This is a genomic window from Vibrio sp. M260121 (genome assembly GCF_036533715.1).
Taxonomy (GTDB): Bacteria; Pseudomonadota; Gammaproteobacteria; order Enterobacterales; family Vibrionaceae; genus Vibrio.
Genome location: NZ_JATABF010000001.1, coordinates 259,689 through 285,851 on the forward strand (window position 1 = coordinate 259,689; position 26,163 = coordinate 285,851).

The window sequence follows — 26,163 nt, forward strand, 5'->3', positions numbered from 1 at the left end:
CCTAAATTTCTTATGTGCCAGTGCTTTTTAAGCAGTGAGTGGGTTCGCTGAAGTTTGTTCTTCAAGTGCCCATTCAATGGCATTGGCCAACAGTGTTGCTCCGTAGGTCGTCATAATAGATTCCGGGTGGAACTGGAACCCGCAAACTTTATCTTCTTCATGTACAACAGACATTACCAAGTCATCCACTTCTGCTGTGATGGTTAGGCTCTCAGGAACCTTGGTCGCAACCAGCGAGTGGTAACGTGCAATTGCAAGTGGTGATGGTAGGTTTTGGTAAATCGCATGGTCTTGGTGCTCCATCATAGAGACCTTACCGTGAATGATTTCGCCCGCGCCAGCAACGGTGCCGCCGTACGCTTCAACAATCGCTTGGTGACCAAGACAAATGCCGATCATCGGCACTTTGCCTTTCATGCGTTGGATCAGCTCTGGCATTGAGCCTGCTTCTGAAGGAGCACCAGGGCCTGGCGATAGCAGAACCACTGGGTTTTCAAGCTCGTTTACCGCTTGTTCGATGGTTTCTGCTGGGATGTTGTTTCGGTAAATCTTGACTGAGTGACCTAGCGAGCGGAACTGGTCCACAAGGTTGTAGGTGAACGAGTCAAAGTTATCGATAAAAATGATATTAGCCATCTCTGAACCCTATTCCTTATTGTGACTTATGCGCTGCTTGGATAGCAGAGATTACCGCTTGTGCTTTACCGCGCGTTTCGTCTGCTTCCGCTTGCGGATCAGAGTCGAACACCACGCCAGCACCGGCTTGAACTTGAGCAATGCCGTTTTCTACGTAAGCTGAGCGAATGACGATACACGTGTCGAGTGTGCCTTCACCAGTTAGGTAACCAACCGCACCGCCGTAGCTACCGCGACGTGCGCCTTCTACATCGCGAATCAACTGCATTGCGCGAATCTTTGGTGCACCAGTGAGCGTGCCCATGTTCATACATGCTTGGTATGCGTGCAGCGCGTCTAGGTCTTCACGCAGTTGACCAACTACACGAGATACCAAGTGCATTACGTGGCTGTAGCGGTCGACTTTTAGAAGGTCTGCTACGTGGCGAGAGCCAGCTTGAGCAATACGAGCGACATCGTTACGTGCCAAGTCAACCAGCATCATGTGCTCTGCGTTTTCTTTCATGTCGGTACGCAGTTCAAGTTCGATGCGGCTATCTAGGTCGAAATCAATCTCGCCGTTAGGGCGCTTACCGCGGCGGCGAGTGCCTGCGATTGGGTAGATTTCAATTTGGTTAGTGTCGGTTTCGTACTTAAGCGCGCTTTCTGGTGATGCGCCAAACAGAGTGAACAGCTCATCTTGCATGTAGAACATGTAAGGGCTTGGGTTACTTTGTTTCAGTTCTTTGTAAGCCGCTAGTGGAGAAGGGCAAGGTAGAGTGAATCGGCGAGATGGTACAACTTGGAATACATCGCCTTTCACTACGAACTCTTTTAAGTCGCGAACAGTTTGGCAGAAGTCTGTATCAGATACGCTAGGTTCTACCGTTATGTCAGCGATTTGTTTTGCGCTTGGCAGTAGTTTTGGCGCTGCACACTGAGCGCTGATTTCTGCAATGCGAGTCTCTAACGCTGTTTTCTCTGAACCATCAACAAACAACGTCGCTTGAAGCTGGCAAGATTCCGTTTGATGGTCGACAACAAGCAGTGTTTCCGCGACGTAGAAAACGTAATCTGGACACTGATTTGTTGCTTCTGCATTACCAAGCGGCTCGAAGTTTGCGACTAAGTCGTAGGCAAACAGACCACCAAGGAAAATCGCGTGTTTGTCTTGCTGTGAAATATCAAAACTATGCTGAACCAAACGCAGCGCATCGAAAGAAGAGGCTTCACGTAGGCGAGAATCTTCATCTAGCGTGTCGCATGGCTGGCTAAATTCCAAAGTTAGCGTTTCGCCATCGAACTTACTCTCAACATCACCACGGATGTTCTCGTTTAGGTGAGACAGTAGGTTTTTACCGTTGTTGGTCAAGGCGTGCATGCTAACAGTGTGGCCAAAGCAGACAATGCGAACCGCTGAATCTACGATCAGCAGGGATTTTAAATCTTGCTTTGAATCGATCTCAGCAGATTCCAGCAACAGGCTGTCAGTTTTGTTCTCACATAAAGTATGGAACAAACGAGTCGGGTCTTGAGTATAAGGGACGGAAGCCGTTAGCACTTCAAGCTGTCCAAGTTTCTTAATTTCAATGGCCTTGTTCACAAGACCTCCTTATAGCTGTTTTACATCTTCCTGCCGTACATAGTCGCATAAAGCAAACGTTCACCCAATCAAGTTTTGGTCATATCCGATGAATGTTTGAGCAGTTGAATGTGAGATGGACGACAAAACAAAAAGCCCGCTGAAGTAGCGGGCTTTGTGACATTTAATTCTCTAAACTAGAAGTACACGTTCGCCCACCAAGAACTTGTCCAAGTGCGCCACCAAGCAAGGTCAGCAGATTTCATCTTATTCAGACGAACTGCAACTTTCGCTTCCTGGTTTTGGTTAAATTCTTGTAACATGGTGAGCCTTAAATTAGGTACTTCGTATTTGTGTACTAGTTAACTAGTGCAGAGATAAAAAGTCAACCCCAAAACAGCATTAAAACGACAAAAAGATGAGAATTGATTTACACAGTCACACCACCGCGTCAGATGGTCGATTTGCACCACACGATTTAGTGGATAGGGCATTGAGTTTTGATATCGAGGTTTTGGCGATCACGGATCATGATACGGTTGACGGCTTAGCTCCGGCCAAGCAATACGTTGAAGAGAATAATCTGCCGATAAAAATCATCAACGGTATAGAAATTTCGACTGTTTGGCAGAACAAAGACATTCATGTTGTTGGATTGAACATCGATCCAGAAAGTCCTGCGCTAGCGGAGCTGATTCAACAGCAAAAATCGCATCGTGTTGAGCGCGCAGCATTGATCGCCGAGCGCTTGCAGAAAGCCACCCGTGAAGGTGTACTAGAAGAAGTTCAGCAAATTGCAGGAGATGCGCCAATTACTCGCGCGCATTTCGCAAAGTGGTTGGTGGACAATGGTTACGCTAAAAACATGCAGATGGTGTTTAAGAAATTCCTGACGCGCTCTAACCCTGGTTATGTACCGCCGAATTGGTGCTCCATGAAAGAGGCGGTAGACGCTATCCATGCCGCTGGTGGCCAAGCAGTGCTGGCGCATCCGGGGCGTTATCAGCTCACTGCCAAGTGGGTAAAACGCCTGTTAGCGGCATTTGTTGAAGCGGGTGGGGATGCCATGGAAGTTGCGCAACCTCAACAAGCGCAACAAGAAAGACGCAACTTGGCGGATTATGCTATACAATACAAACTATTAGCTTCTCAAGGCAGCGACTTTCACTATCCATCACCGTGGATGGAATTGGGAAGAAACCTCTGGTTACCCGCGGGCGTAGAACCAGTTTGGAAAGATTGGGGTATTGATCCTTCGTTGAATAATGCTCAACAAGACCAAGTCGAGAACCCATAAAAATATAGAGCCGAGAGGTTCGATAATGAGGAATTACAATGAGCCAGTTTTTTTACGTTCATCCAGAAAACCCACAGGCTCGCTTGATCAATCAAGCAGTAGCAATCATTCGTAACGGCGGTGTGGTGGTGTACCCAACCGATTCAGGTTACGCACTAGGCTGTCAATTGGAGAACAAACAGGCGTTGGAACGAATCTGTCAGATCCGTCGTCTGGATGATAAACACAACTTTACTTTGTTGTGTCGTGATTTGTCGGAGCTTTCTCTGTATGCACGAGTGGATAACTCTGCATTCCGACTACTGAAAAACAATACTCCGGGTCCTTACACCTTCATCTTCAAGGGCACAAAAGAAGTGCCGCGTCGTTTGATGAACGCAAAACGTAAGACCATCGGTATCCGTGTACCTGATAACCGCATTGCGCTGGACCTGTTGGAAGCGCTTGGTGAACCAATGATGTCTACGTCACTTATCTTACCGGGTAGCGATGTGACGGAATCGGATCCAGAAGACATTCGTGACAAACTAGAGCACGCTGTAGACGTGATTCTTAACGGTGGCTACTTAGGTGAGCAACCAACAACGGTTATCGACTTCAGCGAAGGTGAAGCGGTTGTTGCTCGTGTTGGCTCTGGCGACCCGGCACCATTTGAGTAACTGGTTTTACTCTTAACAAAACAAGAAAGGGAGGCGTGAATGCCTCCCTTTTTACTTTGAATCCGCTTATTTCTGATTCAATGGAATGGTGCCATTTTAGGCGAAATCGAAGATGTCGATGCCGTGGTGCTCAATGTAGTTGATGTAGCCTGCATCAATACCTTTCAGAGTCACTTCTACATTAAACTCGTCACTTGAGTAAACTGCCCAACCAAAGTCGTTGTAAGACAGTGTTAAGTCGTCCGCCGAGTCCAAGAACGTATCACGAATACCATCGTTGTTGGTATCTAACCCCATATCAAAGACAAGCTTGTCGTGACAAATGTTGAAATCGAGAATTTCTGATTTTACTTCGATGTCGTTTGAAGAAACTGGCTGATCGGGAACGCCAACAGCAAGACGGTTTGTCATAACGAACGTGTCAGAGCCGCAACCGCCTGCGATCACAGAGTTACCATCGCCAACCACAACAGTATCGTTACCCCAACCTGCGTTGATGAAGTTATTGCCAGAGTAATCGAAAATTATGTCGTCGCCACAACCACCAAATAGAGAGTCATTACCTAAACCACCCGACAAATAGTCATTGCCAGAACCACCGGCAAGTAGGTCGTTACCTCTACCACCGAGTAGAGTGTCGTCACCCCAGCCACCGAAGACGTAATCGTCACCACCAAAGCCAACAAACTTATCGTCGCCGCCAAAGCCGATAAATACATCGCTTGTATCGGAGCCTTTTGTACCTGTCATGTTGTCATCTTCGGAGGTGCCAAATATCCAATTTAGGTCAAGATTTGTATGAGACATTTATTATTCCTTTTTCATCTGTTTAAGGGAGCTAGCAAGCTGTAGGGTTATCTTTCTTATAACCCTGACAATTTTATCAGGTAGGCCAGCGTTTTAGAGGCTCGCTCCGACCCATAATAGTGCGGTTCTATTTGGGGACTGTCTGGTACTAAGTGGGAGAGGGTGATGAGTTAAGTGTGAGTTTTTGGGCGTTATTTTGCTGCGACAATATGGACGATTTCGCTTACATTAAAGTAGAGAATCCCGTATAATGACCGACCGAAAAATCCCAACAGGTTGGGTAACTTGCACAATGAAGACCAATCTTGGTCTCGACGTCTGTGAAGACGACACATAGGTAGATAAATGAGCGAAAAGTTACAAAAAGTATTAGCACGTGCTGGACACGGTTCTCGTCGTGAGATCGAATCGTTAATTAAATCTGGTCGCGTTAGCGTGAACGGAATCGTAGCTAAACTTGGTGAAAGACTGGAAGATGAGAACAGCGTAGTTCGTATCGATGGTCACGTTGTGTCTGCTAAGGCGCAAGAAGAAGTGATCTGTCGTGTTTTGGCTTACTACAAGCCAGAAGGTGAACTATGTACTCGTCACGACCCTGAAGGTCGTCGCACTGTTTTCGATCGTCTGCCAAAAATTCGTGGCTCTCGTTGGATTTCAGTTGGTCGTCTTGATGCGAACACATCTGGCCTGCTGCTTTTCACAACGGATGGTGAGTTGGCAAACCGCCTAATGCACCCAAGCCGCCAGGTTGAGCGTGAATACCTAGTACGCGTATTTGGTGAAGTGAACGAAAAGAAAGTTCGCAACCTAGTAAGTGGTGTTGAACTTGAAGATGGTATGGCTCGTTTTGAAGACGTAGTACATGCGGGTGGTGAAGGTATGAACCACACGTTCTACGTAGTGATTAACGAAGGTCGTAACCGTGAGGTTCGTCGTTTGTGGGAATCTCAAGAATGTACGGTTAGCCGTCTAAAACGTGTTCGCTACGGTGATATCTTCCTGGACAAGAAACTGCCTCGTGGCGGTTGGATGGAACTAGACCTGAAAGAAGTAAACTACCTGCGTGAGCTTGTAGAACTTCGCCCAGAGAAAGAAACCATGCTTGATCTAAACAAAGACAACACATCACGTAAGCGTGAACGTGCTCGTAGCCAAAAAATTCGTCGCGCAGTTAAGCGTCACGAAGAACGTGTTAACACACCAAAAGGTCGCAGCAACAACCCTTCTCGTCGTAAGCCGAAGAAGGCTGCCGGTGACCAAGGCGCACGTAACAAGCATCGTTAATCGATAGCAGAAAATTAGAAAGGCTTGCCACATTGGCAAGCCTTTTTCTTATCTAGCGTTTCGCGTTCTTTCTTGTTTGCCAATCACAAGCAACTTTGACTTACAGATATAAAAAACACCAGCGTGAGGCTGGTGTTTTTGATCATGATGAGGAAATCGTTAATCACGTTTCCAAAGCATATGACAGAACTTATGTTCTGGGTCTCGACTGATTAGCATACGAGCAAAAACGTCATCAAGTACGTCATTTTCCTCGTTTACTAAGCCGATTCGAACTTCTGCATACACTTCTTTGTCGATATCGAAGCCAACGTGTTCAACCCAGTCATCACCAGTTTCAACAAGTTCTGCGGCACCACGATCTTCAAATTGCGCAGTAAACAGAATGACATCAGCTGGCTCTAGGTTATCTGGAGCCATCTCAAGGAAGATGTCGTACGCAGCGTCGATAACGTCGTCGTAAGAAATCAAATCAGACATACTTATGCTCGGCTCATGTATTTACGTTCAGTCGTGTTGATGATTACACGGTCACCAGTTGCGATGTACTCAGGAACTTGAATAACAAGACCTGAAGCAAAGCGTGCAGGCTTAGTACGTGCAGATGCAGATGCACCTTTAATTGAAGGATCAGTTTCTTCAATCACTAGCTCAACAGAAGAAGGAAGCTCGATACCAACAGCAGAGCCGTTGATTAGGATAAGGTGAATACCTTGAGTGTCTTCGTTGATGAACAGAAGCTCATCTTCAACTTCGTTGTGCTTGAATGTGTATTGTGAGTAGTCTTCGTTATCCATGAAGATGTGCTCATCGCCATCAGCGTATGAGTACACAACTGCACGTTTGTTCATTTCTACTGTTTCAACAACGTCATCAGACTTGTAACGCTCGTCTACACGCGCACCAGTGTTTAGATCTGTACAGCGCATTTTGTAGATTTTAGCGCCGCCACGACCACCTGGAGTGGTTACTTCGATGTCTTTTACTAGAAGAGTTTTACCATTAGACTCGATTGCGAAGCCTTTTTTGATTTCACTTGCCTTTGGCATTGTATTTTCCTATTTACACTTATTAAGCAAAACTTGGTGATTATAGCGCTAAGTTGCTTGTCTGGCATCAAAATTCCGCACAGTAATTTGCACGTCAATAAGGGGGTTATTTGGCTTGATTCAAATGCAAGGCTGGTGGATCATATAGCCCATCGTCCGTTAAAAGCCTGAGATCGCGTTTTCTTCAATGTCTCTTCCTGTTATCGATCCAAAACATCCTTTCCAACCAGAATTTGAGCCTCTGCTCAGAGAAGTATTGGCGTGCCTCAAAGGTGGGCTTGGTTCTAACTTACATAGTGTTTATGTTTATGGGAGTGTGGCACGTAAGTCAGCTGTAGCGGGTAAATCGAACCTTGATTTGGTGGTGGTAACAAAATCAGGCTTTGAACATAACCGTGCGACGTTATTAAACACCATTAAATGGCGAGCACAGCAAGGGCACCCGCAGGTAAAAGGGGTAGCGATTCGTACTGCGCTGGTTAATGAAGTCGCCAACCTCGATAGTATCTTCACTTGGGGCTTTATGCTTAAGCATTGCTGTGTCTGTGTTTATGGTGATGATCTGGCGGATTGCTTTGGTGACTACGTGCCAAGCTGGGAAATTGCCAAGCACTGGAACATGGATGTCGAAGACTGGCTATCGGTGTATCGCACTAAGATAGTACAAGCACAAAGCATTGAAGAGTTGGTCAGTGCCCAAGTGACTATCGCTAAGAAACTGCTCCGAGCGTCGTACTCACTTGTCATGTATCGCGACAAACGTTGGTTTGATGACCCGCTTGAATGTGGGGAGCAATTTCTACGATACCACCCAGAAAAGCAGCTTGAGATAGAACGCCTTGGTATTCTGCTCTCTGGGCGCGCAATCCCAAAACGTTCTGTGATTGGTTTAATTGACGGTTTTGGTGAGTGGTTGGTGGCTCAGTACCAAAAGACCGAATTTCGCATTGGCTAATGTCACCTTACGTTGGTTCCTCACCAGTTAAGAGCTTGATTTAGAACAGCCCCATCTGCGGCGCAGATAACTGCTCGAAGTCTGTGCCAATAAACGGCAAAATCGCATCGGCCACTGGCTTCAACTGTTTATCAACATAGTGCTGGTAGTCGATAGGACTATTGCGGTATTCGTGTGGCTCTGGCCCGTTTACTGTAATTAAGTATTCTATTCGACCTCGGTTTTGATATTGCAGAGGGCGACCGAGTTTGGCATTGATGTCGTCGGCTAAACGCGCAGCACGTACCTGTGGTGGAATATTTTTCTGATACTCATGTAATTTGCGTCGCAAGCGCTTTTGATACACCAACTGATCATCAAACTCACCGGCATTGGTCTTCTCAACCATCTCTCGCACGTAATCACTTGGATCTTCGCCGTGGAAGATCATTTGGTACAAAGTATTTTGGAATCGCTGTGCCAGTGGTGTCCAGTCGGTGCGTGCACTTTCTAATCCTTTGAAGATAATGCGTTCTTGTTCGCCTTCACCAATCAAACCTGCGTAGCGTTTCTTAGAGCCCGTTTCCGCACCACGGATGGTTGGCATCAGGAACTTGCGATAATGGGTTTCGTATTCGAGTTCAAGAATCGAATTGAGGTTGTACTCACTGCGCAGATGATCATTCCACCATTGGTTGATGTAGTCGACCAGTTCATTACCAATTTTATCGGCGTCTACTTGGCTGTACGCGCCATTTAAAGACACAAAGGTTGAATCGGTGTCGCCATAGATCACTTGATAACCTTTGTCCTCAATCAGAACTTTGGTTTGCTTCATGATTTCGTGCCCACGCATAGTGATGCTCGAAGCAAGGCGGGTATCAAAGAAACGACAGCCAGAAGAACCAAGCACACCATAAAAAGAGTTCATGATGATTTTGATTGCTTGCGAGAACGCTTTTTCGTTGTTCTTCTTTGCGGCATCGCGCGCTGCCCAGAGCTTTTCGATCATCTCTGGCAGGAAGTGTTTGCTGCGATGGAACTGACCACCACGAAACCCTGGCACGGCTTCATTGTCTGCTTTGCCGATTTCAAGCTGTAAGCCTTCGATTAAACCCATAGGATCGATCAAGAATGAGCGAATAATAGAAGGGTAAAGGCTCTTAAAATCGAGCACCAATACCGAGTTGTAAAGGTTTGGGATCGAGTCCATCACATAGCCGCCTGGACTGGCGATCCAGTTTTCGGGATGCAGGTTTGGCGCAACATAGCCTGCTCGGTGGATTTGCGGCAGATACAAATTAGTAAAAGCTGCTACTGATCCCCCGACGCGATCCAGTTCCACACCCGTTAGGCGAGAGCGTTCGATTGCGAAGTCGAGTAGGTGAGTGTGGTCAAAAATCTTGTTGACCAACACACAGTCTTGCAAGTTGTATTTAGCGAGAGATGGTTTGTCTGAACGGTACATGCGATTGATTTCGTCCATTCGATCATGAACGTTATGAATCTCTTTACCTTCGCCAAGGAGCTCTTGTGAAACCGACTCAAGTGACCAAGATCGGAAATGGTATGTCGCGGTTTTGAGCGTATCGATACCATCGAGTACCACACGCCCCGGTATTGAGATGAACCCCTGTTGGCTTTGCGCGGAACTGCGGAAGAAACTCGGTTGGTCAGCGCGGCCTAACATCAACTTCATGTTGTGCCACTCGGCACGTTTGTGTAGCAGGCGGAAATCGAAGTCGATCACGTTCCAGCCAACAATGACGTCTGGGTCGAACCGCTTGAACCAAGCGTTCAAAGCATCGAGTAGTGCCTTTTCATCTTTCACCCATTGAATTGCTGTTTCTGCCGGTTCAGGCTCTCCAATCATGATCACTCGTGAATCGACAGGGCTGTCTAAACCAATCGAATAGAGAATGCCTTGTTCAGAACACTCTAAGTCGAGGGAGACCACATGTAATTTAGGCTGGTATTCACCTGTACGGCACTTTGCATTTTGAATGCGTTGGAAGCCGTTTCGTGGCTGCTGGTTGCCGGTAAACTCCATGCTGCCTTTAATAAAACGTTCCATCAAATAGCGGTCGGCAAGACGCACGTCGCCTTCGAAATGAACGATGTCATGTTGCTTGAGTTCATCTTGTAGAGCGAACGCGTCTTTTGTCGTTTGCGTGTAACACGCAGCTAAAGGTGTTAGTTGAAAGTTCTTTAGCTCAAGTGCGCGAATGTCGACGGTAATGTGTTTAGAGCTGGCAAGTTGTTTGGTTTGCTCGATGTGCGCCTGTTCAATAAAGAAGACGGGCCTTTCTCCTTGAATCAACAATTGGGTTGGACCATTCTCGGTCGAAAGCCAAAGCTCAATCTGAGTTTGACCTTTGATGTCTCGGGCTTGGCGAGTGAGAAGGAAGCCTTGTTGGATATTCAATAGAGAAACCTTGTAAACCAATGAAGCACGTATTCTAGCATTAAGAACTGTAAAAATAACCAGTAAAAGACCGGTGCTGAATTTCACCGTTCGAGTGCGTGTCTTGAGGGTGTACAAAAGCGGAGATATCTCGCTTATGGAATAACCATTTATGGGTGATATTGCGTTTTGCTGAGCAAAGTGAAATCTAGTTGCTTGATTTATTAAAGTTTATGTTGTTAATTAGCTTGTCTTAAAAATCGGCTTTGCACGCTACACACTCAAATAATAGAGTGGTTTATGAATAAGTTCTTGCCAAACTTTGCGTTTAAGCACATATTCATAGAAAGCAATTTTCTGCCTAATGCGGTAGTATATAGGCACTCATACTGATATCCACATTGACATAAAGTTATGTGGGTGCAGAGCCAATAAAAGTGTGGAGATACAAGTTTGATAAATGTTTTCCTTGTAGATGATCACGAGCTGGTTCGCACAGGGATACGACGTATTATTGAAGACGTCCGTGGAATGAACGTAGCAGGAGAAGCTGACAGCGGTGAAGAAGCAGTAAAATGGTGTCGCAGTAATCATGCAGACGTCGTTTTAATGGATATGAACATGCCAGGAATTGGCGGCTTGGAAGCCACGAAAAAGATTCTTCGCGTGAATCCTGATGTAAAAATCATCGTATTAACCGTTCATACGGAAAATCCGTTCCCAACTAAAGTGATGCAGGCGGGTGCTTCTGGTTACCTAACCAAAGGTGCAGGTCCTGATGAAATGGTTAACGCAATTCGTGTGGTTAAGAGTGGGCAGCGTTACATCTCGCCAGAGATTGCGCAGCAGATGGCATTGAGTCAATTCTCACCTGCCTCAGAAAACCCATTTAAAGACCTTTCTGAACGTGAACTGCAGATCATGATGATGATTACCAAAGGCCAGAAAGTAACGGATATTTCTGAACAATTGAATTTAAGTCCAAAAACAGTCAACAGTTACCGCTACCGACTGTTTAGCAAACTGGACATTAATGGTGACGTTGAGTTAACACACTTAGCGATCCGCCACGGAATGCTGGACACCGAGACCCTTTAGTGTGAATCAACCCTTCGATTCGGCTTCCTTTCTCAAGACAGTAACTCATCAGCCCGGCGTTTACAGAATGTACAACGCCGAGGCTGTTGTCATTTATGTAGGCAAAGCCAAAGATCTCAAAAAGCGCCTCTCAAGCTACTTTCGCAAGAAAGTCGACAGTGAGAAGACCCGCGCTCTCGTAAGTAATATCGCTAAAATTGATGTCACGGTAACCCATACCGAGACGGAAGCGCTCATCCTTGAGCACAACTACATCAAGCAATATTTACCCAAATACAATGTACTTCTGCGTGATGACAAATCGTACCCTTACATTTTCATTAGCGGTCATAAACATCCGCGATTGTCTATGCATCGTGGTGCGAAAAAGCGCAAAGGTGAGTACTTTGGACCATACCCGGATTCTGGTGCGGTACGAGAAACTTTGCACCTTTTGCAGAAAACACTCCCTGTTCGTCAGTGTGAAGATACGGTTTATTCCAACCGTACTCGCCCTTGTTTGATGTACCAAATTGGCCGTTGTGCGGGTCCGTGCGTCAGCACGATTATTTCTGATGAAGAATACGCCGAGCTGGTGGGTTTTGTGCGTTTGTTTTTGCAGGGCAAAGATAAGCAAGTACTTGAGCAGCTCATTGAGAAGATGGAAGTGGCAAGCCAGCAACTTCGTTTTGAAGATGCCGCTAAGTTCCGTGACCAGATCCAAGCAATTCGACGCGTACAAGAACAGCAATACGTTTCAGAAGACAGCATGGACGATATGGACGTGCTTGGTTTTGCCCAAGAAAACGGCATTGCTTGTATCCATATCTTGATGATTCGTCAGGGTAAGGTGCTAGGCAGTCGCAGTCATTTCCCTAAGATTCCACAGAACACCAGTCAACAAGAAGTGTTTGATAGCTTCCTTACCCAGTACTACTTGAGCCACAACGAGGCGCGTACAATTCCTTCTCGTATTATCTTGAATCAAGAGCTAGGTGGCGATATAGAGCCGATTCAGCAAGCTCTGAGTGAAGTGGCTGGGCGTAAGGTTCAATTCCATAGTTCTCCAACAGGTTCACGCGGTCGTTACCTTAAGTTGTCTAATACCAATGCGTTGACGGCGATTACCACTAAGATCAATCACAAGATGACCATCAATCAGCGTTTCAAAGCACTGAGAGAAGTCTTGGGTATGGAAACCATCGCTCGCATGGAGTGTTTTGATATCTCGCACACGATGGGCGAGAGCACTATTGCCTCTTGTGTGGTGTTCAACAGTGAAGGCCCTGTTAAACAGGAATACCGTCGTTACAATATCACTGGCATTACGGGCGGTGATGATTACGCAGCGATGGGACAGGCATTAGAGCGCCGTTATTCGAAGCAACTTGATGTAGAGAAGATTCCTGACATTATCTTTATCGATGGTGGTAAAGGACAACTCAATCGAGCGCATGAGATTATTTCCCAATATTGGGGGGATTGGCCGAAGCGTCCAATCATGATTGGTATTGCCAAAGGTGTTACTCGTAAGCCGGGACTTGAAACCTTAATTACCGTAGATGGCGAGGAATTTAACTTGCCAAGTGATGCGCCGGCATTGCATTTGATTCAGCACATCCGAGATGAGAGTCATAACCATGCTATTGCAGGCCATAGAGCGAAACGTGGCAAAACCCGTCGTACCAGTGCTTTAGAGGGTATTGAAGGCGTAGGACCGAAACGTCGTCAAGCCTTACTCAAATACATGGGTGGTTTGCAGGAATTGAAACGTGCAAGTGTCGAAGAAATCGCCAAAGTGCCGGGAATTAGTCACTCTTTGGCAGAAATTATTTTCCAAGCATTGAAACAATAAGGAAAATCCCGCAACATTAAGCCGCAATGTGTAAGAGAATAATAAAATGCGTTTGAATATCCCGAACATTCTATCTCTACTAAGACTGTTCTTAATCCCAGTTTTTGTGGTTGTTTTCTATCTACCTTACTCTTGGGCGCCTTTTGCAGCAGCAATGGTTTTCTGGGTTGCAGGTTTTACTGATTGGCTTGACGGCATGCTGGCTCGTAAGCTAGGTCAAACGTCTCGCTTTGGTGCTTTCATTGACCCTGTGGCAGATAAAGTACTGGTTGCAACGGCCCTGATTTTGATCACAGAGCATTATCACAGTATCTGGGTGACCATCCCCGCTGTGACCATGATAGCGCGCGAAATCATCATCTCTGCATTGCGTGAGTGGATGGCAGAAATCGGTAAGCGAGCCAGTGTGGCAGTTTCTTGGGTTGGCAAAGTAAAAACGGTCTCCCAAATGTTCGCACTCTGGGTTCTGATCTGGCGTTACGATGATTGGATGGTATGGCTTGGTTTTGGTGCTTTGTATGTTGCGACTTTCCTGACCTACTGGTCAATGGTTCAGTATCTAGCGGCGGCGAAAGACGATTTGCTTAATGAAGAGCATCACTAAAACAATCCAACGCAAATAGCATTTTAAGAAGCAGGCATGTAGCCTGCTTTTTTTATATCTATTTCTCAAAGGGCGATAGGAGTGTGATCTAAGTCTTACTTTTAACTGCTCCATACTTTATTCAAGTCTGTTCCGCTGATTATCAGCACTTGAAATCAAGAATAACGCCTTGGAATGGGTAAGGGGAATAGCCCAATATTCATGATAAACAAGTGTATTTCGGATATTCTCAGTATTAAAACTAATCAATTTACCGTCTTTCGCACAAATTCTGGTCAAACGATTTAAAAAAATAAAAATAGTGTTGACTCGATCGCTCGAATCCGTAGAATGCATTCCGTACCCAAGAGAGCACAGCTCGAAAGGGTTGTGAGAGAAGTTGAACTTCCTTCACAAATGAGGCGCCTTGGCAGAGTGGCTATGCAGCGGATTGCAAATCCGTGGACCTCGGTTCGACTCCGGGAGGCGCCTCCATTATTCTTTGAGAGTGAATGACTTTCAAGAATAAATGCGACACTAGCTCAGTTGGTAGAGCGCAACCTTGCCAAGGTTGAGGTCACGAGTTCGAACCTCGTGTGTCGCTCCAAATTAAAGTGATATGGCGATTTGCGGTATCAGATGGTGTTTTACTTTTCTGTAAAGGCATCACAAAGAATATTTGTGTGCCCTGGTGGTGGAATTGGTAGACACAAGGGATTTAAAATCCCTCGACGTTCGCGTTGTGCCGGTTCAAGTCCGGCCCGGGGCACCATCTCAAAATCTGCGACACTAGCTCAGTTGGTAGAGCGCAACCTTGCCAAGGTTGAGGTCACGAGTTCGAACCTCGTGTGTCGCTCCAGATTCGAAAGCCCAGCATTTATGCTGGGCTTTTTCGTTTCTGCTGTTTGAGTCTTCCTTCAGTTCTACCCAGCGACTTCATACATCCAATCGTAATAGAATCCCTCCCTGAACTTGCTTTAACACTCTGATGGCGTAGTAAGAAAATGCCTTCTCAGAGCCGCACAAGCGGGCTGTCCTTATATTTTCTGTTTTCAACCGTTGATGGATTTAAGACGATTTTCTGCGATACATATCAATATTAATGAAAATGAACCGAGTAAACGTTTGCTGCCGATTGTGATCTAAATCAATATGCAACCTGTGAAAACATATTGCCAGAAGATTTTATTTTGTGATAAATTCGCGCGCAATCTCGGAGCGTATTATTACGACTTTGATTCTCTGGGGGATACGCGTAATGACCATTCAAGCTGATTGTGACATTACGTAGGGTAGGTATCGGCAAAGCCATTTGTCGATAGACGGGATACTAGTGCTGTAAGAAGCAGCATGTTAATGGGAAACCCAACATTGAAACCTTTAAACAAACACACACTAATCAGCTTCATACTGCCGAAATGTCCCGTTTTACAAAACGGATGCATTACGGAACCTTGATTACTCTCCAAGCACAATAAAAGTCGCGTTCGTCGTGACGGGTTATCTGTATTTGTCGTTTAAGTAACGATGAATGCGGAGGTATATCTGTATTTCCTGTTATTTAATACTAACAAGAATAAATACAGGAAAGAGAATCATTATAATTCAAGGGATTATGTAGTATGAGCACTGCCTTTGAAGTCGATAACACTATCGCAAATTACTTTTCCTCCCAGGTTCCTGTTGTTGAAGGAATCTACGATTTAACGCCTGATCAAGTTCTTATCGAACAAGCAGAGCATGAATCTGAGGTTCGTTCTTACCCACGTCGTCTACCAATCGCGATTAAGCAAGCTTATGGCTGTTTGGTTGAAGATACGCGTGGTCAAATCTTCCTAGATTGTCTTGCTGGTGCGGGTACATTGGCTCTAGGTTATAACCACCCAGAGATTAACCAAGCGCTAAAAGAACAATTGGATTCTGGTTTGCCGTACCAGACTCTGGATATCGCAACGTCTGCGAAAACGCATTTCATTAAGTCTGTTAAAGGCTTTTTACCGCAAGAGCTGAGCGACAACTGTGTGATTCAGTTCTGTGGCCCTTCAGGTGCAGACGCGGTTGAGGCAGCAATCAAACTTGCCAAACAAACCACAGGTCGTAACACCATGTTCGCTTTCCGCGGTGCCTACCACGGTATGACGAACGGCACTATGGGTATGATGGGGAACTTGGGCACCAAAGCTCGTCGTACTGGTTTGATGTCAGACGTGCACTTCATGCCTTTCCCTTACAGCTTGCGCTGTCCGTTTGGTCTAGGTGGTGACGAAGGGGCGAAAGCGAGCATTCGTTACATCGAGCGTCTACTGAACGACGACGAAGCCGGTATCATGAAGCCTGCTGCAATCATTGTAGAGCCAGTGCAAGGTGAAGGCGGTGTTATTCCTGCGCCTGCATTTTGGCTACGAGAGTTGCGCCGCATCTGTGACGATCACGGTATCCTACTGATTTTTGATGAAATTCAATGTGGTGTCGGTAAGTCGGGCTACAACTTCGCATTCGAAGAAGCGGGCATTGTTCCTGATATTTTGTGTTTGTCTAAAGCGATCGGTGGTGGCTTGCCAATGTCACTATTGGTGATCAACAAGCAACACGATACATGGAAGCCAGGTGAGCACACTGGTACGTTCCGTGGTAACCAGTTAGCAATGGTGTCAGGTGCGAAAGCACTAGAAATCATCCAACGCGACAATCTTGTTGAGCATGCAAATGTTGCAGGCCAATACCTACGCTTTGGTCTTGAGAGCATTCAAAAACGCGTTAACTGTATCGCGGATGTTCGCGGTAAAGGTTTGATGCTTGGCGTTGAGATTAAACATCCAAGTGGCGAGCTAAACAAGTTTGGTGAGCCTTTGTCGGATGGCCAGCTTACTCTTGATATTCAACGCGCGGCACTTGAACGTGGTTTGATGGTAGAAAAGGGCGGCCGTGATGGCTCTGTGATTCGTTTCCTTCCGCCACTTATCATTTCTTTCGAGCAAATTGACTTTGCACTTCGAGTTCTGGAAGACGCAATTATCGCTGCAGGCGGTAGCCATGTTGAAGCGGACCCACAGGAAGAGTGGAAAAAGCACTTCATTCAAACTGGTGAACTTGGTGGTACTGAGTTTGCGTCTGTGATGAATCACATGACTGCAGCAATGAAGTCGGTGTTTGAGCAGGTGAATGCACCATACTCGGGAATGGATCCTAAACTGTTGGAAGCGACGATTAATGCGGTCGATCTGGACAACAAAAACGCCTCGTTAAAGTCAGTGATTGATGAAGCTGCAGAACTTGTTGCGAAGAATGCAATCTTCACTCAGCACCCTGATTGTATTGCTCACCTGCACACGCCTCCTTTGATGCCTGCGGTAGCGGCAGAAGCCATGATTGCAGCGTTGAACCAATCAATGGATTCATGGGATCAAGCGTCTTCTGCGACTTACGTAGAGCAAAAGGTGATTAACTGGCTGTGCGACAAGTACGAACTTGGTGATAAGGCGGACGGCATCTTCACCAGCGGTGGCACGCAGAGCAACCAGATGGGCCTAATGCTGGCGCGTGACTGGGTTGCAGACAAGCTAAGTAACCACTCAATTCAGAAGCTGGGTCTTCCAGAATACGCGGACAAACTTCGTATCGTATGTTCGAAGAAATCGCACTTCACGGTTCAAAAGTCAGCATCTTGGATGGGACTGGGTGAGAAAGCCGTGATGACTGTCGATGCGAACGCTGACGGAACGATGGATGTTACTCAGTTAGATCAAGTTCTAACGCAGGCAAAAGCAGAAGGTTTGATTCCATTCGCTATTGTTGGCACAGCAGGTACGACCGATCACGGTGCAATTGACGATCTAAACTTCATTGCGGATATGGCAGCGAAACATGAAATGTGGATGCACGTTGATGGCGCTTATGGTGGCGCACTGATTCTTAGCAGCCACAAATCACGCCTGAAAGGTGTAGAGCGTGCGCACTCGATCAGTGTCGACTTCCACAAACTGTTCTACCAAACAATCAGCTGTGGCGCATTGTTGGTGAACGATAAGTCGAGCTTTAAGTTCTTACTTCATCATGCTGACTACCTGAACCGTGAACACGATGAGCTACCTAACTTGGTAGACAAATCTATCGCAACGACGAAGCGTTTTGATGCATTAAAAGTCTTTATGACGATGCAAAACGTCGGTCCTAAGGCGCTTGGTGACATGTACGATCACCTATTAGCACAAACGCAGCAAGTTGCTGACATGGTTCGTGCCCATGAAGAGTTCGAGCTTCTGGCTGAGCCTGCGCTTTCAACGGTTCTATTCCGCGCAACCAATGTACGCACAAACAATGCATCTACAGATTTAGATGAACTGAACAAAGCACTGCGTCTTGAAGCGTTGACTCGTGGTATCGCGGTACTTGGTGAAACCATCGTTGATGGTAAAACCGCGCTTAAATTTACGATTTTGAATCCATGTCTGACGACAGCGGACTTTGAATCTTTGCTCTTGAAAATCAACACGCTAGCCGTTGAGCTAGTTTAATAAAGGTAACGGAAAACTATGGCAGTTCTACAGATTGGTGCAGGCGGCGTTGGCTGGGTTGTTGCACATAAAGCAGCACAAAACAACGACGTTCTGGGTGATATCACAATCGCATCACGTACTATTGGTAAGTGTGAGAAGATCATCGAGTCTATTCAGAAGAAAAACAACCTGAAAGATTCAGCTAAGAAACTAGAAGCGCGTGCAGTGAACGCTGACGACGTAGATTCTCTGGTTGCTCTTATTGAAGAAGTAAAACCGGATCTTGTAATCAACGCGGGTCCTCCGTGGGTTAACATGCCAATCATGGAAGCGTGTTACCGAGCAAAAGTTTCATACCTAGATACATCAGTGGCGGTTGACCTATGTTCAGAAGGTCAGCAAGTGCCTGAAGCTTACGATTGGCAGTGGGGCTACCGTGAGAAGTTCGAAGAAGCGGGCATCACGGGTATTCTTGGCGCTGGTTTCGATCCAGGCGTGGTATCAGTATTCGCGGCGTACGCAGTGAAGCACCTGTTTGATGAAATCGATACAATCGACGTTATGGACGTGAACGCAGGCGACCACGGTAAGAAGTTTGCGACCAACTTTGACCCAGAAACAAACATGCTTGAGATCCAAGGTGATTCGTTCTACTGGGAAAACGGCGAGTGGAAGCAAGTACCTTGTCACTCTCGTATGCTAGAGTTCGATTTCCCGAACTGTGGTTCACACAAAGTTTACTCAATGGCGCACGATGAAGTTCGTTCGATGAAAGAATTCATCCCAGCAAAACGCATTGAGTTCTGGATGGGTTTTGGCGATCGCTACCTAAACTACTTCAACGTAATGCGTGATATTGGCCTACTAAGTCCAGAACCACTAACGCTACACGACGGTACAGTCGTTCAACCTCTACACGTACTAAAAGCGATGTTACCTGATCCAACGTCTCTAGCACCTGGTTATACTGGCCTAACGTGTATCGGTACTTGGGTTCAAGGTAAGAAAGACGGTAAAGAGCGCAGCGTATTTATCTACAACAACGCAGACCACGAAGTCGCGTACGAAGATGTTGAACACCAAGCGATCTCTTACACGACAGGTGTTCCTGCAATTACAGCAGCACTGCAATTCTTCCGTGGCAAGTGGGCTGATAAAGGCGTGTTCAACATGGAACAGCTAGACCCAGATCCGTTCCTAGAAACGATGCCAACGATCGGTCTAGATTGGCATGTTCAGGAGTTGGAAGCAGGCCAAGGCTTACCGCTGATTCACGAACTGAACAAATAAGTTTTATCATTAAACTTGTTTAGATAATTTGAGCAGTCATGGCTTAAAGCCGTGGCTGCTTTTGTCGTATTTGAGGTTAACCCCTCCCAGCCTCCCCTTAAAAAGGGGAGGAGCAAAGACCGGCCGAGCTTAATTTCAAATCTTCCACTTTTAAAAGGGGGGAAGTTGAGGCAAACCGAGTACAGTTTCCACTTTCCTTTTTAAAGGGAGGAGCAGAAACAGACTGATCGTGGCTTCAATCTTTCCATTTTTTTGGCAAGAGTAGAGGTGGCTTGGTTTAATCCTCCTTTTTAAGGGGGAGAGTTAGAGGGGGTTAATCGTTGATAAATGGTGAGTTATGAGCAAAGAACAACTTAAAACCCCGTACTTCATGATCAATGAAGACAAGTTGGTTGAGAACCTAGAAAAAGCAAAGCAGCTAAAAGACATTTCTGGTGTGAAGCTAGTGCTGGCACTGAAGTGCTTCTCAACATGGGGCGTATTCGACATCATCAAGCCTTACTTAGATGGCACGACTAGCTCTGGCCCGTTTGAAGTGAAGCTTGGCTACGAAACTTTCGGTGGTGAGACTCACGCATACAGCGTTGGCTACAGCGAAGACGATGTGCGTGAAGTCGCGGATATCTGTGACAAGATGATTTTCAACTCTCAGTCACAGCTAGCTGCTTACCGTCATATCGTTGAGGGCAAAGCATCTATTGGTCTTCGCCTTAACCCTGGCGTAAGCTACGCAGGTCAAGACTTAGCTAATCCTGCTCGTCAGTTCTCTCGTCTTGGCGTACAAGCTGACCACATCAAGCCAGAAATTTTCGATGGCATTGATGGTGTGATGTTCCACATGAACTGTGAGAACAAAGACGTAGACGCATTTATTGGTTTGCTGGATTCGATCTCCGAACAGTTTGGCGAATACCTAAATAAACTTGATTGGGTCAGCATGGGCGGTGGTGTATTCTTCACATGGCCAGGCTATGACATCGAGAAATTAGGCCTTGCGCTTAAAGCCTTCTCTGAAAAACACGGCGTACAAATGTACTTAGAGCCGGGAGAGGCAATCATCACAAAAACGACCGACCTTGTCGTGACCGTGGTAGATATTGTTGAGAACGTGAAGAAGACGGCGATTGTTGACTCAGCAACGGAAGCGCACCGCTTGGATACCCTTATCTACAATGAACCTGCGTCTATCCTAGAAGCATCAGAAAAGGGCGAGCACGAATACGTGATTGGTTCTTGCTCTTGCCTAGCGGGTGATCAGTTCTGTGTGGCGAACTTCGAACAACCATTAGAGATTGGTCAGCGTCTACACATACTGGACAGTGCGGGTTACACCATGGTGAAGCTAAACTGGTTCAATGGTCTGCGCATGCCATCGGTATACTGTGAGCGTTCAAGTGGCGAGATTCAAAAACTGAACGAGTTTGATTACTCAGATTTCAAACGCTCTTTATCTCAATGGTCAGTGAAGTAGTCATCTTTGCTTGACGTAAAAAGTGGTTGAACGTGAAAAGAGCAGCACAACGCTGCTCTTTTTTATTTGGGCATTGCTATTGGAATGTGCATCGGGGGCGGAGGTTAGCCTTCCACAATCACACGGGTATCTTCACTGAGTGATTCCAGCTCGTTTGCCACATCATCGATTTCTAATTCTCTAGGCAGCTTGATGGCCATCTTCGCACTGAATAGGCTAGAGCTGACCCCACCACCGCCGGCAATGAACACACGTTGGCAGTCCATATCTAAGATTGAAATCCCTTGTCCATCGAGTACGTGAGTAATCTCGTTGACAATACCCGCGCGGTCATTGGCGTCGAGACGTAATTGGAAAATCGTATCTTCTCGATGAGAGTGCGGCTCAGAATCGACGAACTTGACGATAAGAGTCTGGCAAGCGGAAAACGCGTCTTTTACTGTGTCGGCGTTTTCTTCAGGAAGCTCCACTTTGATTACGCCAGCGACTTGGTCTTCAATAAAGTTCACTTTACTGATGAGCCATTTTCCCTCGTTTTCATGTGTAACAGCAGCAAGTTGTTTGATGGTCGCTGGTGATGCCTGACCGACGAAATTAACGATAAACACAGTGTTCATAATGTCCCCTCCCGGAATAAGGTTTGGACGCGGCACGGGTAGACGTATCGCTATAGTTATTTGGGCTTAAGGTTCAAGAACTTAAGTTATTGGAATTTTTCCTTAATTTCAGTGTAGGTGCTGGGGGAGGGTTATGTTTGACAGAGGTCAATTTTTGACGCTAATTCGTGACGCAAATAATGAAAACTTTGCTTGGGGCACAAAAAAAGCAGCTCGTGAGCTGCTCTTTAACTGTTTGGTTTTAGAAGGTTACCTTCATTTCAAAACCGTAGAAGACATTGTCGTAGCTTGCGCCAGAGTCCATCGCGAATTTCGCGGCGTCTTGGTTACCGAACCAAGGCGATGAGCTGAATTGGAATTCTGCGCTACCACCCCAAGCATCGGATACCCAGTAATGGATATGGCCAACTGGGTTAAGGAAGAACAAAGATACGTCACCCATCGTCTCTGAACCCATTACTTCACCACCGCCAGCAATAATGTCTTGCTCAGCTGTTAACATCATTTCACCGACCACAGCACCAAAAAATGGAGTAATAAACAAGTCTTGCCATGATGGAATTTCCGCAAACGCTTCTACGCCGTATTCCCAGAAGAATGTCGACATCGTTGCAGAGTACAGGAAGGATTCAAATTCGTTATAGCCCGCGTGGCGTGCTGCTGTGTAGTAAACACCACCGAAGTAAGGGTGCATGACGTAGTTTAGGAAGTGTTCGTCACGATCCCAAACCGGACCGCTAGAAACGTTGTCTTTCCACTTACTACCGAGTTTGCTCATGTCACGATCTTCGTCGTCCCACTTAGTGATGCTCTCAGGCAGTAACGTCATCAAACCCACAGTCGCCACACTCAAACCAAGGATGGTGTAAGTTTGCCCCATAAGGTAGTCCCAATCTTTGTCTTTTGGAACGATAAGATGCTTTGGTTGAAGACCTGCGTCGAGATTTAAAGAATCATCGCTATCTAACCCCATCGCATAGCGAGGATTTTGTGGCTCGAAGCTATACAGAGTGGTTGTTTCGCAGTAACCTGACAGGCAATCAGGCGTGTAAGAAAACTCGATATGGTTACTCATATCGTACTGGCTCGCATTTGCCGCAGCAGATGCAGTCAGAACAAGACCACTTAGCGTTTTCTTGAACATGGATGATTTTGACACAGAGGTCTCCGAGTTATTGGTTTGATGATCGGGCTCACAATTATCCCTTAAAAGAACAGCCATTTAAATACTTGACCTAAATTTAATCTCAACAAATTCACTAGAGATTAGTCTAATAAAATGAAAACGATATAGGCACAATGTCGAAAAAATGTGGATTTTGCCTATTTTCAGGAGTCAGTTGTGAAAATTGCTATGCTTAGTACCGGAGAAGAAGTCCTTCACGGTGATATTGTTGATACAAATGCTGCTTGGCTGTCGAGCTTATTTTATCAGCATGGATTTGGCTTAACGAAACGCTCAACCGTTGGTGACAAGCAGTCGAGTCTAATTGAAGAATTCCTAATGCTCAGCTTCAATAACGATGTGGTCATCGTTAATGGTGGCTTGGGACCAACCACCGATGACATGAGTGCGGCGGCAGCAGCAAAAGCCGCTGAGTGTAAGCTTGTGTTGTTCAAAGATTGGTTAGAGCATCTAGAGGCAATGTATGCGCGTCGTGGTATTCCAATGCCAGACAGCAACCTAAAACAAGCGATGTTGCCAGAGACGGCAGAAATCGTAGATAACCCAATTGGTACCGCATGTGGTTTTAAGATGCTGATCAATGACGCGGTGTTTTATTTTACCCCTGGCGTACCAAGCGAATTTAAGCTGATGGCAGAAACGCAAATTTTGCCAGATTTGAAAAAACTGTTCCCTGAAGTCGAAAGTGCGTCTTGCAGCCGAATTTATACCTTTGGTCTGTCGGAGTCTGGTATCTCAGATAAGCTTGACCAAATGAAACTGCCACAAGGCTATGAGCTTGGCTATCGCTCGTATTTACCTTTTATTGAAGTGAAGCTGTTTGGTCCATCCAATCAAGTAGAGCAGCGCATGAAGCTCATGCAGATCATTCACAAGCACCTTGAAAGCAATACGGTGAGTGTCGATATGCCAATGGTCGACCACGTAGGTCAATTGCTGGTGGACAAAGGATTAACCTTGTCCATTTCAGAGAAAAGCAGTGCAGGCCACTTAACCTATTGGCTTAACAGTAATGAGAACGTTGAAAAGCAATTTGGTCATGGCTGGGTATTAGCAGGCCAGAGCCAAACCATTACTGATGAAGGTGATCCGTTAGCGGCGACGTTTGCGCTGGCGGGGGCGACGCGTGAGAAATGTGGTACGGATTTAGCGTTAGTCACAGGTAAGCTTGATGAAGGCGTTTTCTCTGTCGCACTTTCCACTTCTGCGGGAGAGTGGGGGGCGTTGTACAAGCTATCGAGAAAATATCAACGCGACGATCAAGTCAAAGTCATCAGTGCGGCGGCGCTAGATATGTTGCGCCGTTATTTAGAGCGAAAACCAATGTCAGCGCAGTACGCTTTCTTAGAGAAAGTGAAAGAGATGCACATTCCGAGCAGCGCACTTTAATTCTGTCGCTTGAAAACGGCAGATAACAAAAAGCCAAGGCAAATGCCTTGGCTTTTTAGTATTCACTGGCGCTAAATCTACGCGCGTTTCTCTTTCATCGCGTAGTTCACACCACTGAGCGAAACACTGGATTTCGCTCTGCAAATACATGGCAGTATCTCATCTGGCTGAGTATAGGCCATAGCAAAACCAACATACTCCACTTCACCTGACTCTAACGTGCAGCGGCAAGCACCACAGTGTCCGTCACGGCAGTTGTATTCAGGGAGTAAACCAGCTTGTTCCATCGTCTCCAAAATTGTATTGGATGGGTTGGACTCAATACTGACGAGTTTGTTGATTTTGATGCTTGGCATTACAGCTCAAATCCTTCGAAGTCGTCTGCGCTTACTTCGTTGTCAATCTGACCAACAAGGTAAGATGAAATTTCTGCTTCTTGTGGCGCAACCTGAACGTTATCCGATGACAACCAAGCGTTGATCCATGGGATTGGGTTTGAAGTTGCTTCAGGGTATGCCATAGGTAGACCTACCGCTTGCATACGGATGTTGGTGATGTACTCAACATACTGGCTCAGGATGTCCTTGTTCAAGCCGATCATTGAACCGTCTTTGAATAGGTATTCTGCCCATTCCTTTTCTTGCTCAGCCGCTTCTTTGAACAGGTCAAAACACTCTTGTTTTGCTTCTTCAGCGATTTGCATGAATGAGAAGTCGTCTTGACCGTTACGTAGCAAGTTGATCATGTGTTGTGTGCCATTCAGGTGAAGGGCTTCATCACGAGCGATCAGCTTGATGATTTTCGCGTTACCTTCCATTAGTTCACGCTCTGCGAAAGCGAATGAACAAGCGAAACTTACGTAGAAGCGGATTGCTTCTAGTGCGTTTACTGACATCAGGCAGATGTAAAGCTTCTTCTTCAGATCGTACAGGCTAACTTTAACCGTTTCGCCATTCAGAACGTGTTCACCTTCACCGTAACGGTGGTAGTCATTTGTCGCTTGAATTAGGTCATCGTAGTAGTGTGCGATGTCTTTTGCGCGCTTTAGGATGTGTTCGTTTTCAACGATGTCATCGAATACCACACTTGGATCATTCACGATGTTACGGATGATGTGAGTGTATGAACGAGAGTGAATCGTTTCAGAGAAAGACCAAGTCTCAATCCAAGTTTCTAGCTCAGGCAGAGACACAAGCGGTAACAGTGCAACGTTCGGGCTACGACCTTGAATTGAGTCAAGCAGCGTTTGGTACTTCAAGTTTGAGATGAAGATGTGCTTCTCGTGGTCTGGTAGCTTGTTGTAATCGATACGGTCGCTTGATACGTCCACTTCTTCAGGGCGCCAGAAGAAAGACAATTGCTTTTCGATTAGCTTTTCGAAGATCTCGAATTTTTGTTGGTCGTAACGAGCAACGTTCACTGATTGACCTAGGAACATTGGTTCCTTAAGTTGGTCGTTTTTGTTCTGGTTAAAAGTACTGTAAGCCATAATGCCTCAATTCCTTTTAGACCTCCCCAAGCGGGGAGGTGTTCGATTGTTTGTTTCTACGAATTGTTAGGGTGGGTAA

At 46.1% G+C, this 26,163-nt stretch carries 22 protein-coding genes, 4 tRNA genes and 1 other annotated feature; of the genes, 15 read left to right on the forward strand and 11 right to left on the reverse strand.

Translation table 11 applies throughout. The features are described 5' to 3' along the window. Positions 1-27: 27 nt before the first annotated feature. The 3 genes from QTO06_RS01160 to QTO06_RS01170 all read right to left on the reverse strand — a co-directional run bounded on the left by QTO06_RS01160 (position 28) and on the right by QTO06_RS01170 (position 2,520). Positions 28-636, reverse strand: a complete 609-nt coding sequence (locus QTO06_RS01160; protein ID WP_038889962.1) for an aminodeoxychorismate/anthranilate synthase component II — start codon at positions 634-636, stop codon at positions 28-30. Between the two features lie 16 nt (positions 637-652). Continuing rightward, a complete protein-coding gene (locus tag QTO06_RS01165) occupies positions 653-2,218 on the reverse strand; it encodes an anthranilate synthase component 1 (RefSeq protein ID WP_331406594.1) in 1,566 nt (521 codons plus the stop codon). Between the two features lie 126 nt (positions 2,219-2,344). Beyond that, positions 2,345-2,448, reverse strand: a sequence feature (Trp leader region). Continuing rightward, positions 2,395-2,520, reverse strand: a complete 126-nt coding sequence (locus tag QTO06_RS01170; protein ID WP_009706915.1) for a tryptophan operon leader peptide family protein — start codon at positions 2,518-2,520, stop codon at positions 2,395-2,397. It overlaps the preceding feature by 54 nt. Before the next feature lie 95 nt (positions 2,521-2,615). Here QTO06_RS01170 and rnm point away from each other — a divergent pair, with 95 nt between their 5' ends. Continuing rightward, positions 2,616-3,494 carry an RNase RNM gene (gene rnm, locus QTO06_RS01175; protein WP_331406596.1) on the forward strand — a complete coding sequence of 293 codons (879 nt, stop codon included), beginning with the start codon at positions 2,616-2,618 and terminating at the stop codon, positions 3,492-3,494. Positions 3,495-3,532: 38 nt separating this feature from the next. Continuing rightward, entirely contained in the window at positions 3,533-4,153 is a 621-nt protein-coding gene (locus QTO06_RS01180; RefSeq protein WP_061009875.1) for an L-threonylcarbamoyladenylate synthase, read from the forward strand. 96 nt (positions 4,154-4,249) lie between these two features. Here the strand turns inward: QTO06_RS01180 and QTO06_RS01185 are convergent, their stop codons facing one another. Beyond that, positions 4,250-4,960: a calcium-binding protein gene (locus QTO06_RS01185; RefSeq protein ID WP_331406600.1), complete on the reverse strand. Its 711-nt coding sequence runs from the start codon at positions 4,958-4,960 to the stop codon at positions 4,250-4,252. 345 nt (positions 4,961-5,305) lie between these two features. Between QTO06_RS01185 and rluB the strand changes: the two genes are divergently transcribed. Next, on the forward strand, positions 5,306-6,244 hold the full coding sequence (rluB, locus tag QTO06_RS01190; protein ID WP_331406601.1) for a 23S rRNA pseudouridine(2605) synthase RluB: 939 nt from the start codon (positions 5,306-5,308) through the stop codon (positions 6,242-6,244). Positions 6,245-6,403: 159 nt separating this feature from the next. Here rluB and QTO06_RS01195 read toward each other — a convergent pair whose 3' ends face one another. Together QTO06_RS01195 and efpL are read right to left on the reverse strand one after the other, a co-directional pair. Then, the gene (locus QTO06_RS01195) at positions 6,404-6,724 is read right to left on the reverse strand and encodes an HI1450 family dsDNA-mimic protein (protein WP_005431208.1); all 321 of its coding nucleotides are present in this window, start codon (positions 6,722-6,724) and stop codon (positions 6,404-6,406) included. A 2-nt stretch (positions 6,725-6,726) separates the two neighbouring features. Continuing rightward, the gene (efpL, locus tag QTO06_RS01200; RefSeq protein WP_005431209.1) at positions 6,727-7,293 is read right to left on the reverse strand and encodes an elongation factor P-like protein EfpL; all 567 of its coding nucleotides are present in this window, start codon (positions 7,291-7,293) and stop codon (positions 6,727-6,729) included. 187 nt (positions 7,294-7,480) lie between these two features. On the opposite strand from efpL, the gene QTO06_RS01205 reads away from it, so the two are divergent. After that, positions 7,481-8,248: a nucleotidyltransferase domain-containing protein gene (locus tag QTO06_RS01205; protein ID WP_045421455.1), complete on the forward strand. Its 768-nt coding sequence runs from the start codon at positions 7,481-7,483 to the stop codon at positions 8,246-8,248. Positions 8,249-8,288: 40 nt separating this feature from the next. On the opposite strand, the gene QTO06_RS01210 is transcribed toward QTO06_RS01205, so the two are convergent. Next, positions 8,289-10,652: a DNA polymerase II gene (locus QTO06_RS01210; RefSeq protein ID WP_331406602.1), complete on the reverse strand. Its 2,364-nt coding sequence runs from the start codon at positions 10,650-10,652 to the stop codon at positions 8,289-8,291. A gap of 432 nt (positions 10,653-11,084) precedes the next feature. Here QTO06_RS01210 and uvrY point away from each other — a divergent pair, with 432 nt between their 5' ends. From uvrY to nspC, 10 genes are all read left to right on the forward strand, one after another. Then, the gene (gene uvrY, locus QTO06_RS01215) at positions 11,085-11,729 is read left to right on the forward strand and encodes a UvrY/SirA/GacA family response regulator transcription factor (RefSeq protein ID WP_331406603.1); all 645 of its coding nucleotides are present in this window, start codon (positions 11,085-11,087) and stop codon (positions 11,727-11,729) included. 1 nt (position 11,730) lies between these two features. Beyond that, entirely contained in the window at positions 11,731-13,563 is a 1,833-nt protein-coding gene (gene uvrC, locus QTO06_RS01220) for an excinuclease ABC subunit UvrC (protein ID WP_331406604.1), read from the forward strand. A gap of 46 nt (positions 13,564-13,609) precedes the next feature. Then, positions 13,610-14,167 carry a CDP-diacylglycerol--glycerol-3-phosphate 3-phosphatidyltransferase gene (gene pgsA / locus QTO06_RS01225; protein WP_005530466.1) on the forward strand — a complete coding sequence of 186 codons (558 nt, stop codon included), beginning with the start codon at positions 13,610-13,612 and terminating at the stop codon, positions 14,165-14,167. Between the two features lie 400 nt (positions 14,168-14,567). Beyond that, a tRNA-Cys gene (locus tag QTO06_RS01230) sits at positions 14,568-14,641 on the forward strand. A gap of 36 nt (positions 14,642-14,677) precedes the next feature. Continuing rightward, positions 14,678-14,753, forward strand: a tRNA-Gly gene (locus tag QTO06_RS01235). Between the two features lie 78 nt (positions 14,754-14,831). Then, positions 14,832-14,918, forward strand: a tRNA-Leu gene (locus QTO06_RS01240). An 11-nt stretch (positions 14,919-14,929) separates the two neighbouring features. Next, positions 14,930-15,005: transfer RNA gene (locus tag QTO06_RS01245), tRNA-Gly, on the forward strand. 763 nt (positions 15,006-15,768) lie between these two features. Continuing rightward, complete coding sequence (locus QTO06_RS01250; protein WP_331406605.1) at positions 15,769-18,660, forward strand: pyridoxal phosphate-dependent class III aminotransferase; 2,892 nt, start codon at positions 15,769-15,771, stop codon at positions 18,658-18,660. An 18-nt stretch (positions 18,661-18,678) separates the two neighbouring features. Continuing rightward, positions 18,679-19,932, forward strand: coding sequence for a carboxynorspermidine synthase (locus QTO06_RS01255; protein WP_005430654.1), 1,254 nt, complete (start codon positions 18,679-18,681; stop codon positions 19,930-19,932). Positions 19,933-20,269: 337 nt separating this feature from the next. Then, positions 20,270-21,403, forward strand: coding sequence for a carboxynorspermidine decarboxylase (gene nspC, locus QTO06_RS01260; protein ID WP_331406607.1), 1,134 nt, complete (start codon positions 20,270-20,272; stop codon positions 21,401-21,403). 104 nt (positions 21,404-21,507) lie between these two features. On the opposite strand, the gene QTO06_RS01265 is transcribed toward nspC, so the two are convergent. Together QTO06_RS01265 and QTO06_RS01270 are read right to left on the reverse strand one after the other, a co-directional pair. Then, positions 21,508-22,020: a glycine cleavage system protein R gene (locus tag QTO06_RS01265; protein WP_331406608.1), complete on the reverse strand. Its 513-nt coding sequence runs from the start codon at positions 22,018-22,020 to the stop codon at positions 21,508-21,510. A 241-nt stretch (positions 22,021-22,261) separates the two neighbouring features. Continuing rightward, entirely contained in the window at positions 22,262-23,164 is a 903-nt protein-coding gene (locus QTO06_RS01270) for a DUF3943 domain-containing protein (RefSeq protein WP_045369213.1), read from the reverse strand. 198 nt (positions 23,165-23,362) lie between these two features. Here QTO06_RS01270 and QTO06_RS01275 point away from each other — a divergent pair, with 198 nt between their 5' ends. Further along, a complete protein-coding gene (locus QTO06_RS01275) occupies positions 23,363-24,595 on the forward strand; it encodes a CinA family nicotinamide mononucleotide deamidase-related protein (RefSeq protein ID WP_331406609.1) in 1,233 nt (410 codons plus the stop codon). 77 nt (positions 24,596-24,672) lie between these two features. On the opposite strand, the gene QTO06_RS01280 is transcribed toward QTO06_RS01275, so the two are convergent. Both QTO06_RS01280 and nrdB read right to left on the reverse strand, forming a co-directional pair. Next, the gene (locus QTO06_RS01280) at positions 24,673-24,951 is read right to left on the reverse strand and encodes a 2Fe-2S iron-sulfur cluster-binding protein (protein WP_331406610.1); all 279 of its coding nucleotides are present in this window, start codon (positions 24,949-24,951) and stop codon (positions 24,673-24,675) included. Continuing rightward, positions 24,951-26,084 carry a class Ia ribonucleoside-diphosphate reductase subunit beta gene (nrdB, locus tag QTO06_RS01285; protein WP_331406611.1) on the reverse strand — a complete coding sequence of 378 codons (1,134 nt, stop codon included), beginning with the start codon at positions 26,082-26,084 and terminating at the stop codon, positions 24,951-24,953. The genes QTO06_RS01280 and nrdB overlap by 1 nt, the downstream gene beginning before the upstream one ends. Positions 26,085-26,163: the final 79 nt, after the last annotated feature.